Below are 7,132 nucleotides of genomic sequence, written 5' to 3'. Positions count from 1 at the left end.
GGACCGTGCCGGGGAGCTCAGCCGGCCGGCGAGTCGAGGGCGGTCTCGGCGTAGTGGAGCCAGCTGTCGGCGTGGGCCAGCGGGACGGCGACCCAGTCCTTGAACGGGCGGTGCTTGCCCGACGGGTCGAAGAGCTCGGCACCGGGGAGCGCGAGCGCCTCGGCGTGGGCCGCGCTGCCGGCGCCGAGCTTGAACGCGAGCAGCTCGCCCTTGAGGCAGGCGAAGGCCTTGCCGTCGGCCTTGAGGCCGCGCTTGCCGAACATGGTGCCGGTGGTGACGCCGCGTGGGGCGAGGTCGGTGGCGAGGGCGTCGAACTGCTCGTCGGCTGTCATGGCGTCAATTCTGGCGGGTCCGGGCGGCCACTGCCGACCAGACCTGCTCGGCGAGGGCCTGCGGCGGGAGGGTGCCGTCGAGGACCAGGTCGCAGCCGTCGCGGAGCGGCTCGACGTGCCGGTCGTGCGCGGCGCGGCGGTGGTGCACGTAGTTGTGCAGCAGCACGTCGACCGGGAAACCGCCCCGGACGCACTTCCGGTCGATCTTGCGAGCCAGCCGCAGGTCGGCCGGGACGTCCACGAAGACGTCCAGGCGGCGGTGCCGGGCCTGCCGCGGGGCGTTGACCCGGCGCGCGAACAGCCCGTCGACGATCACCACGGGCCCGGCGGCGAGCGCGGCCCCGGTGTCGGCGGCGAGGCGCTCGGCGTCGACGGAGCGGGGGTCCCCGACGTCCAGGCGGGGCACGCCCGCCTCGTCCGGCGCCCAGACACCCCGATCCGGGCCGGCGAAGTAGTAGTCGTCGCCGTGGAGCACGTGCGCCGGGCCGGCCGGCGCGGTGGCTGCGAGGACCTCGGCGAGGGTGGTCTTGCCTGCCCCGGCACCGCCGGTGAGGGTGAGCAGCAGTGCGGTGGCCTGCACCGGTACCTCCTGGTCGCGGGTCAGAACTGGGCCACGGGCGCCGCGGCGTGGCTGACGGTGACGGTGTGGGTGACCCAGGTCGGGGCGGCGAGTTGGTGGAGTAGGAAGGCGGTGGGCTCGGCGACGTAGTGCGGCACGTCCCCGTTGAGCGCGAGGCCGCTCTGCAGGTGGGTGCTGGGCGCGGTGGTCAGGACCGTGCCCGCGAACGGGGCGCTGACGGAGCGGTGCACGTGGCCCGCCAGCACGCGCGCGACGTTGGAGTGCCGGGCGAGCACCGCGGCCAGCTCGGCCCCGTCGGCCAGGCCCATGCCGTCCAGGTAGGGGATCCCGACCGGGATCGGCGGGTGGTGCAGGCAGACCAGGGCGGGCGTCTGCGGCCGGCGGGCCAGGACGGCGTCCAGCCACGCCAGCTGCTCGTCGCCCAGCCGCCCGCCCGACGCGCCGGGAACCGTCGACGCCAGCACGACGAGGGTGAACCCGGGGTGGTCCACCGCGTAGTGCGCCGCGCCGGTGTCGCCGACGAACCGGGTGCCGCCGAACTCCGCCAGCAGCGCCGCCGGATCGTCGTGGTTGCCCGGCACCAGGTGCAGCGGCAGCGGGAACCGGGCGATCACCTCGTGCAGCGCTCGGTACTCCTCCGGCCGGCCGCGGTCGACGAGGTCCCCGGTGATCACCACGCAGTCGGGCTGCGGATCGAGCGTCAGGACCCGGCCGAGTGCCCGGTAGAGGGCCTGGGCCGGAGCCGCGGCGAGCGGGCCGGTGGTGAGGTGCGGGTCGCTGAGGTGGGCGATGGAGAGAGGCATGCGGCCACGCTGCAACGGCGGGGCGGAGCGCGGCAATGGATCACGCCCAGGGCGGAATGGCGTGTCCGAACCGTGTGGTTCGATGGCTGGATGACCGTTTCTGACACTGCCCGCCGGCTGCCCGGGATCCCCGTCCTCCGCGAGCACTGCCGTGCCATGGCCGTACTGGAGGCAGTCCTGAGCCCCGAGTGGGAGTACCGCTACCACTCGTTCGACGCCCACTGGGCCGAGGGGGAGCAGTTGGCCTCGATGCGGGACGGGTCCGGGGACGAGTACTCGATCGTGTTCTCGGCAGCCGGCGCCTTCGTCCGTGGCTTCGCGCACGAGTCGCTGATGAGTCCGTACGTGGCGACCGGGCCGTGGCCCGGCGTGCTCGACACGGTGCCGGAGGCGTTCCGCGCGTGCGTGGCGGAGCCGGCCTTCTCCGACGAGGACGGCTTGCCGGTGGTCACCGCCTGCCTGTGGCGGGAGGCCGGCGACGACCGGTGGCGGACCGGGACGATCGACTTCCCCGAGGAGGGCCCGGGCGACCCGGACGGGGCCGGGCACCTGTTCGCGCTGCTGACGGACCGCTCCGCCGAGGCGTTCCAGCGCTGGGCGGAGGACTACTACGAGGTCGCGGTCGACCTGGCGGCCGTGCGGCACGTGTTCGCTTCGCGCCCGCTGGACGAGCACGTGGTCGCCGCGTTGAACCCGGAGGTCGCGCTGGCCGACCTGGCGCAGGACCTCGCGAAGACCGGCTACCCAGTGGAGACCGGCGACGCGGCGGCGGACTGACGCGGCGGTGGGCTGACGGAGCGGCGGGCTGCCGGAGCGCGGGCGGTGCGCTCCGTCAGTGGGCCTCCTGCGCTCCGTCAGCCTGCCGGGCGCGCCGACGGACCGTCGGGGGCGAGGGCCGTCACCACGTCGGCGGCGGTCAGCAGCCGGACCCGGGCGGCGTCGAGCCCGGCGGGGTGGAGCGCGTAGGCCTCGGCGCCCGGCGCGAGCGGGAGGTCACCGCGCAGCAGGTGGGCGAGCTGGGCCGGCTCGGCGGCGGGGTCGGCGGGGCCCTCGTGGTCCCTGGAGCCGATCCGGGCCGCGAAGGCGGGGACGGCCTCGTCGGGGCGGCGGGTGTAGCGGTGCACGGTGCCGTCGGCGTGGCGCAGCAGGACGGTGCGGGCGCGCGCCGCCGCGTGCCAGGTGGCGACCTCGGCCAGGCCGACGCGGGCACCGGAGTCGAACAGGACGGTGAGCTCCTGCCCGAGGACGGCGAGCTTGTTCTGGTGGCGCTGCACGGCGTGCTCGGAGCCGGTGACGCCCTGGGTGATGTCGAGCCAGCGCATGGTCCAACCCGCGGTGTCCAGCACCAGCGGCACACTGGCCCGGGCCCGCCCGACCAGGTCGAAGCGCTGCTCGACGGCGCGCGGGTCGAAGACCGGTCCGGCCGCGCCGGGTTCGGAGCGGACCATGACGCCGGCGAAGGCCTCGGCCATGTCGTCGAAGGCGACGTTGTTGTACGAGAAGCAGACGGCGACCACGTACCGGGCACCGGCCAGCAGGAGCAGTTCCAGATCCAGGTCGACGAACTCGGTCGCACCGTCCGGCGGGGGCGCGCTGGTCAGGTCGCCGGAGTGGACGGCGGCGGCGCCGCCGAACCTCAGCGCGGTGTAGTCGCAGGTGCCCAGGTAGCGCCAGTCGGCGTCGAACATGGCGAGCGACAGGTCGAGGTCGACCCGGCCGTGCTCCGCGTCCTCCGTCCAGTGCAGGAAGAGGCGCACCGAGCGGCCCTCGGGGACGGAGAGTTCGCTGCCGCGCGGCACCGTGACCAGCGCGCGGGACGCGGTGCGCTCGCCGAACGGGGCCACGATGCCGGTCAACTCGGCATCTATGACAGCACGTTCGACCGGCGGTGCGGCAGCGGCACGGCGCAGTGCCTCGTCGGTGAGCAGCTGCACGGCCTGCTCGACCGTGGCACGCGGGATCCCGGGCCGCTCGTCCGCGACCACGTGCACCGAGGCGTTGCCGCCCTTGGGGAAGAAGACCCGGTTGGGCCGCGGCCGCGGGGAGAGCCGGCTGCGCAGCGCGCCGAGGGTGGAGAGCAGCACGCCGGCGGACACCCGGGTGGCCGCGGCCGCGGCCGCGGACAGCACGGCGCCGCGCTGCTCGGCGGTGTCGGCCAGGCGCAGCAACAGGTCGAGACGGCGCAGCAGTTCGCCCGGCCGCTGGGTCAGCACCGCGAGCGCGCCCGCGTGGTCGCGGGTGCGCAGGGCGGCTTCGAGGCGGCTGCCCCAGGACGGGGGCAGCACCCGGTCCTGGAGGGCGGCGCGCAGCTCACCGGTGGCGGCGGTGGTGTCGGTGCCGCGCAGGGCGGCGACGGCGAGGGCGGCGCGGGGGTGCCGGTCGGCGTGCTCGAAGACGTGCAGCAGCTCGGCCAGCCGCAGCCAGCGCGAGCGGTGGCGGCGCATCTCCTCGGCGACGGTGGTCGGGGCCAGGCGGTCCAGCGCGGTCAGCAGGGTGCGGCGGACCGGGCGGGGCAGGCTGCGGTAGCGCGGCGGCCGGTTGAGCAGGCCGGCGTCGCCGCCGGACAGGACCGAGGCCAGCCGCAGCACGTCGGTCGCGGTGGTCAGGCGTGCTTCGACGGCGGCCCGGGCGCGCTCGGGGTCGGCCGGCTCGGTGAGCAGTCGGGCGAGGACCACGGCCTTGGTCTCGCGGCCGGGCAGCTCCGCGGGCAGCCAGTCGAGGTCGGTGCGGTCGGTGGCGTCCAGCAGGACGGCGAGGTCGTCCAGGTCCTGCGGCCGGAGCGCGGTCGGGCGCGCCAGCAGGGTGGCCAGCTCGGCCCGTACCGCGGCGAGCTGCTCGGCGGGACCGCCGCCGTACGCGAGCACGCGGAGCCGCTGCGGCAGGTCCCGGGCCGGGTCGGCGTGGGTGCGCAGGTGGGCCGGCTTGAGGAACGGGTCGGTCGGGTCGAGCCGGCGGTGGCAGATCGGGCAGCCGGCGAACTCGGCGCCGTCGAAGCAGGAGTGGCAGACCAGGTGGGCGCAGGGCGCGACCGCGTGCACGGTGCCGGTGGTGCCGCAGAGCACGCAGGGCTGCTCCGGGTGCTGGAAGAGCAGCGAGAGCACCCGGCGCAGGTAGAAGGCCTCCGGGTCGTCCGGGGTCCACTCGGGGAAGTTCTGGAAGAGCGGCCGGTGGGTCCGGTTCGCGCCGAGCCCGGCGTCCACGTCGGCAAGCAGTGCCTTGCCGGCGGCGGCGAGGTCGCTCGGCGTGAGCTCGGCCAGTGCCTGGCGCAGCGGAGCGGCGAGCAGGTAGCCGCGGTCGACCAGGTCGGCGTCCAGCAGGGCGACGCCGACCGGACCCTCCTGCCCGACGGCCGGGCGCTGACGGGCCCTCAGGAAGGCGAGCACGGACGACTCCGCGGGCTCCGGCTCCGGCTCGGGCTCCGGTGCCGGCGGCTGGGGCAGGTTCAGGTTCAGGTAGACCTCGGCGCGGCGCGCGAGCAGCACGGCCGTGAGGCTGCGGGCGGGCGGGGTCATCGCTGGTCCTCCTGGAGCGGTCCGGATGACGCGACGTCCCGCCGACCGGTGGCCGACGGGACGTGGACGTCGAAGTGCGGTGGAGATCGAGGGCGCTGGTATCAAGTGGTGAGAAGGAAGCGCCCCCGGGAGCCGCCGCACGCTGGTGAACCTACCAGGGGGCGGTGACGGGTGTCGCGGGGGTTTGCCGCGGTGGCGGGCGGTGCGCCGGCCGGCCCGGCACGCGGGGCCGTCGCCCGGAAGCGGAGGGGTGCGGCGGAGAGTGAGCGCGCTCGATCCAGTTTGCAGCTGAGAGAGAAGGAAGCGCCCTCGGGAGCCGCCGCACCGGCGTGAACCTATCAGCCCGTGGCAGTGGTCGTCGCGGGCAGGCCAGGACTGGTGGGGCGAACCTTCTTGCTTGCCTGAGCAAAACCGCGCTATGGTTTTGCTCAGGCAAGCAAGAGATTGCTCGGACGAGCAGATGGGGGAGGGCTGGAGATGGCGCGGACGCTGACCGAGACGGCCCGGCGGGCGCAGATCGTGCAGGCGGCGATCGAGGTGATCGCGGTGGAGGGGTACGCCAAGGCGTCGTTCGCCCGGATCGCCAAGCAGGCCGGGCTGAGCAGCACCGGGATGATCTCGTACCACTTCGCGGGCAAGGAGGACCTGCTGCACGAGGTGGTCGGCGAGGTGCTCCGGGTCTCCGGGGAGTACATCGTGCCGCGGATCGAGGCGCACACCGGTGCCCGGGACCGACTGCGGGCCTTCATCGTGGCCAACGTGGAGCTGGCGACGGTGTACCCGCAGCACCTGCTGGCGCTGGTGGAGGTGCTGAACGTGCTGGGGGACGATCCGCAGGGCCAGTTCGCCCAGAGCCAGCGGGCGGTGATGGAGGCCCAGGTCCAGGTGGTCCGCGCGGCCCAGGCGGCCGGGGAGTTCGGCGAGTTCGACGCCCGGGTGCTGGTCACCGCGATCCGCGGCGCGGTGGACGCCGTGCTGACCCGGGCCGTCAAGGATCCCGAGCTGGACCTGGCGACCGCGGCCCGCGAACTGGCCGAGCTGTTCGACCGGGCCGTTCGGCCCGCCAACTGATGATCGAGGCGCGCGAGATGGGGGAGATCGTGAACGAGAAGCAGAACGGTGCGGTGGCGGTGGCGGGTTCGGTGGGCACGCCCGGGTCGGCCGCGTTCGGGCCGGACGGGGTCGAGGCGGCGGAGGCGGGCACCGGGGAGGGCGCCGCGCCGCACGCCGGACCGACCGAGAAGCAGAAGGCCGCGCGGGCCAAGCGGATGCTGGTCCAGTCGATCGTCTTCGAGGCGGCGCTGCCGATCGGCGGCTACTACCTGCTGCACGGTCTGGGGCTCAACCAGTGGCTGGCGCTGACGCTGAGCGGTCTGGTGACGGTGCCCTGGCTGGTCTACGGCTTCGTCCGCAACCGCCGGGTGGAGGCGATGCCGATCTTCTCGCTGCTGCTGATCGGTGTGGGCACGGTGCTCTCGATGGTCACCGGCAGCCCGCGGCTGCTGCTGGTCCGGGACAGCTGGGTGTTCGGCATCATCGGGCTGTGGGTGCTGGGCAGCCTGGCCACCCGCCGCCCGTTCATGCTCAGCATGGCGCGCACCATCGTCAGCACCAAGATCGGTGAGGCGGGGGCCGTCGAGTACGTCGCGCAGTGGGACACCGACGCGCGGTTCCGGCACCACATGCGGGTACTGACCGCCTTCTGGGGTGCCGGGTTCGCCCTCGACACGGTGATCCGGGTGGTGTTCGCGATGACCCTGCCGGTCAACGCCGTCCCGCTGGTCAACGGCCTGCAGTGGATCGTGGTGCTGGGCGGACTGATCGGCGGCCACTACTGGTACGTGACCCGCAACGGGCTGAAGGTCTGACGGAACGTCAGGTGCGGGGCGGGGGTCGGCGACGACC

Annotated in this window: 7 protein-coding genes; 3 read left to right on the top strand and 4 right to left on the bottom strand. The window is 74.5% G+C overall.

Going from position 1 to position 7,132, the window contains the following annotated elements:
* Positions 1-17: 17 nt before the first annotated feature.
* The 3 genes from ACFW1A_RS36470 to ACFW1A_RS36460 are packed head-to-tail and all read right to left on the bottom strand — an operon-like array spanning position 18 to position 1,715.
* Positions 18-332 (bottom strand): hypothetical protein, encoded by a 315-nt coding sequence (locus ACFW1A_RS36470; RefSeq protein ID WP_380417190.1) that lies wholly within the window; start codon positions 330-332, stop codon positions 18-20.
* 4 nt (positions 333-336) lie between these two features.
* Positions 337-912 carry a uridine kinase gene (locus ACFW1A_RS36465; RefSeq protein WP_380417188.1) on the bottom strand — a complete coding sequence of 192 codons (576 nt, stop codon included), beginning with the start codon at positions 910-912 and terminating at the stop codon, positions 337-339.
* 20 nt (positions 913-932) lie between these two features.
* Positions 933-1,715 (bottom strand): phosphodiesterase, encoded by a 783-nt coding sequence (locus ACFW1A_RS36460; protein ID WP_380417186.1) that lies wholly within the window; start codon positions 1,713-1,715, stop codon positions 933-935.
* A gap of 90 nt (positions 1,716-1,805) precedes the next feature.
* On the opposite strand from ACFW1A_RS36460, the gene ACFW1A_RS36455 reads away from it, so the two are divergent.
* The gene (locus ACFW1A_RS36455) at positions 1,806-2,492 is read left to right on the top strand and encodes a hypothetical protein (protein WP_380417184.1); all 687 of its coding nucleotides are present in this window, start codon (positions 1,806-1,808) and stop codon (positions 2,490-2,492) included.
* Positions 2,493-2,569: 77 nt separating this feature from the next.
* Here the strand turns inward: ACFW1A_RS36455 and ACFW1A_RS36450 are convergent, their stop codons facing one another.
* Positions 2,570-5,227, bottom strand: a complete 2,658-nt coding sequence (locus ACFW1A_RS36450) for an MXAN_6230/SCO0854 family RING domain-containing protein (RefSeq protein ID WP_380417182.1) — start codon at positions 5,225-5,227, stop codon at positions 2,570-2,572.
* 477 nt (positions 5,228-5,704) lie between these two features.
* Between ACFW1A_RS36450 and ACFW1A_RS36445 the strand changes: the two genes are divergently transcribed.
* Together ACFW1A_RS36445 and ACFW1A_RS36440 are read left to right on the top strand one after the other, a co-directional pair.
* Positions 5,705-6,298 (top strand): TetR/AcrR family transcriptional regulator, encoded by a 594-nt coding sequence (locus tag ACFW1A_RS36445; protein WP_380417180.1) that lies wholly within the window; start codon positions 5,705-5,707, stop codon positions 6,296-6,298.
* Positions 6,299-6,315: 17 nt separating this feature from the next.
* Entirely contained in the window at positions 6,316-7,095 is a 780-nt protein-coding gene (locus ACFW1A_RS36440; protein WP_380417178.1) for a VC0807 family protein, read from the top strand.
* Positions 7,096-7,132 lie beyond the last annotated feature (37 nt).

It is taken from the genome of Kitasatospora sp. NPDC058965 (assembly GCF_042741245.1).
GTDB lineage: Bacteria > Actinomycetota > Actinomycetes > Streptomycetales > Streptomycetaceae > Kitasatospora.
This window is presented reverse-complemented; position numbering and strand designations above follow the sequence as displayed.

Excerpts from the sequence above, each read along its gene's own strand:
- ACFW1A_RS36470 (WP_380417190.1), bottom strand. The coding sequence starts at position 332 with ATGACAGCCGACGAGCAGTTCGACGCCCTCGCCACCGACCTCGCCCCA.
- ACFW1A_RS36450 (WP_380417182.1), bottom strand. The coding sequence starts at position 5,227 with ATGACCCCGCCCGCCCGCAGCCTCACGGCCGTGCTGCTCGCGCGCCGC.
- ACFW1A_RS36460 (WP_380417186.1), bottom strand. The coding sequence starts at position 1,715 with ATGCCTCTCTCCATCGCCCACCTCAGCGACCCGCACCTCACCACCGGC.
- ACFW1A_RS36440 (WP_380417178.1), top strand. The coding sequence starts at position 6,316 with ATGGGGGAGATCGTGAACGAGAAGCAGAACGGTGCGGTGGCGGTGGCG.
- ACFW1A_RS36455 (WP_380417184.1), top strand. The coding sequence starts at position 1,806 with ATGACCGTTTCTGACACTGCCCGCCGGCTGCCCGGGATCCCCGTCCTC.
- ACFW1A_RS36445 (WP_380417180.1), top strand. The coding sequence starts at position 5,705 with ATGGCGCGGACGCTGACCGAGACGGCCCGGCGGGCGCAGATCGTGCAG.